The sequence below is a fragment of the Cochleicola gelatinilyticus genome, assembly GCF_001637325.1.
GTDB classification, from domain to species: Bacteria; Bacteroidota; Bacteroidia; order Flavobacteriales; family Flavobacteriaceae; genus Cochleicola; species Cochleicola gelatinilyticus.
In genome coordinates this window covers 1-2,355 of record NZ_LRXL01000032.1, presented here as the reverse complement: position 1 = coordinate 2,355, position 2,355 = coordinate 1, and the positions used below count along the sequence as shown (strand labels likewise).

Here is a 2,355-nt window from a genome sequence, read left to right as displayed (position 1 = left end):
TTTTCAGTTGCGAAATGCTTGGAGAATATTACGTCACGGGAGCCATCGTGCATAACGGTTTGCATAAGAACAGTAAGCTGCAAAACGGACCGACTGTTCGAATTGATTCTAAAGATACTAAGAACTATTGAATTCCGAAGGAATTCAGAAGTAGGCTTATTGTTTTTATGCGTTGTTACGCGAAGTAGCGACCAACCACAGTGCGCAGTTTCTGCTTACGTTTCGCCGAATGATTGCGAACTCCTCCGCAGCGCCATAAAAGTGAATCGATAATTATGTTAGAATTACTGTCGTTTTAAGCTTCTAAAACGCTCCGTTCTCGTTCCGCTGCGTTCTATTCCGATCAGTTAGTTTGAGTTAGATTGCGCACGGCTGAGTAAGAGTCCGAGCAACATTTTGCCGTTTTGCTCCGTAAAGATTGCGAACGCCGAAACTTGCTGGAGCTATTTTGTGTAACGGTCTCGTATAACCGTCAGTTACGGGTTAATAAGCGTTAATCTTCGGTTTGGCACTAATGTTAGCAATTCCGAGTGGATTCGGACGTAGTCGGATCCGCCGTAATTGCGGTTATACATTGTTAGCAAACGTTTTTATTTCCACGTATTTTTTATTTCTACTAGTTTTGGAAGTTTCAAGTCAATTTTATCAATCAAGCTCTTGCCACCAAAAGCAACTGTCCCTTCGTGAGAAAAATAGATTATCCAGTTATGATTTTTATCTGTGAATACTGATTCCCAATAATCATCATTAAATAAGGCTGGATCTAATTCGAAATCAACTTTGTCTTCATTTAGATGATAGATGGTTTTTCCGCTATCGGATGAGATAATTTCTGCGATTTTCTTATAGTCGGTATCGTCTAAAAAATCAACGTCAAAAAAGAAAGTATTTTCAGCCTTAGTTTTGACCAATGGTTCCCAATAATAATTGTCAAATTCCCAACCATTAAATTCCCATTTTTGTTTTAACGCTGTTTTAATTTTAAAACTTTCTTCGTTTGTCAGCCTTCGCTTATATTTAATAGGCGAGATGTTTTTTAATTCGTTAGGCTTTATTTCCGATACAAATTGGACAAAGTTATTTTTGTTAGATTCAATTTTATTCAAATGTCCTTTTTTGCTGAATGCAGTCGTTTCATTCTTCAAGTTTTCAGTTCCAAGTTTAATAATGTCGGATTTTTGTTTTTCATAATCATCATATGATTTTCCAGTTAAATAGAGGACACCATTTAGCAGTGCTTTTGCAATATGTTGCTGAGTGCTCAATCCATTTTCGTAAAGGTCTGAACAATAATTTCTGACGAGAATTATAATTTTTTCTGAAGTAGTCATCAAATGTTTGCTAACGGCTCCGTATATGAAAAGTAGCGCTGAAAATAAGCGGTTACTTTTCGGATTATACACTAGCCAAATTTTTAAATTTTACTATTTATTTTTTATTGGAAATCGTCAAATTTAAAAATTTGGCGACTTTCCAAAAATGCCCAAGCCATAGTGTTAGCAATGACTTGCGCTATTTTTTATATACATTGTTGCCCACAGTACTTCTCCGCTTAGTTTCTCATTTCCGAGACTAATTGATTGGTTGCATTTTTCACAAACTCAATCAATCTATTCTCCTCAACCGCCTCGTAAGATTTCATTTCGTCAAGTTCTCTTCTCGTATATCTTTTCGTTGGACCGTAATCGCAGCCATTTACGCAAGGAACATAATTGAATTTATAAATACCTGCAAATTCATTAGTATTTATCATAATAACCTTAAATTCGATTGTTGCTCCATAATATCTTTTTCCAGCCAATACCGATGAAGTTTTTTCTCGCCCTTTGCTGTCATAATATTTGTTAGTTTGGTATTCAATACTTCTATCTAAATTGGTTAATTCAATAATCAAATCCGTATCAGATTTTGCCTTTAAATTCTCGTAGTTATTATTGTTATCAGAATTTGTAACAATTTTATCGAATAATTGTCTGTCACGAACTATAAATCCGCTTTTTAGCAATTCACTTTCTATGGCGTTATACAGATAACTATTTTGCTCTTTTTCCGTAACATTATCCGTATTGAGTCTTGAGCTTGTTCTTAAAACAATTTTTGGATTTGGATTAGTCTCGAGATATTCTTTTAGAGAAGGTGTTGTCGTAATTTCATCATTTTTTGGACTAAATTTAACTGTCCTTGAAACCGAAGCTGGCGCACCGCATCCAACAGTTAATAATGCAATTCCAATTCCGATAAGTAATGTTTTTTTCAAAGTGTTTAATTTTTAGATTAGTATTTTTCGTATTGTGGGCAACGGTTTGCATAAGAACAGTAAGCTGCAAAACGGACTAACTGTTCGAATTAATTTTA

General features: G+C 34.9%; 2 protein-coding genes. Both read right to left on the bottom strand.

What is annotated here, in order from left to right; genetic code table 11:
* Positions 1–590: 590 nt before the first annotated feature.
* Positions 591–1,331, bottom strand: a complete 741-nt coding sequence (locus ULVI_RS07670; RefSeq protein ID WP_068591467.1) for a hypothetical protein — start codon at positions 1,329–1,331, stop codon at positions 591–593.
* 221 nt (positions 1,332–1,552) lie between these two features.
* The gene (locus ULVI_RS07665; protein WP_068591465.1) at positions 1,553–2,257 is read right to left on the bottom strand and encodes a hypothetical protein; all 705 of its coding nucleotides are present in this window, start codon (positions 2,255–2,257) and stop codon (positions 1,553–1,555) included.
* Positions 2,258–2,355 lie beyond the last annotated feature (98 nt).

Excerpts from the sequence above, each read along its gene's own strand:
- ULVI_RS07670 (WP_068591467.1), bottom strand. The coding sequence starts at position 1,331 with ATGACTACTTCAGAAAAAATTATAATTCTCGTCAGAAATTATTGTTCA.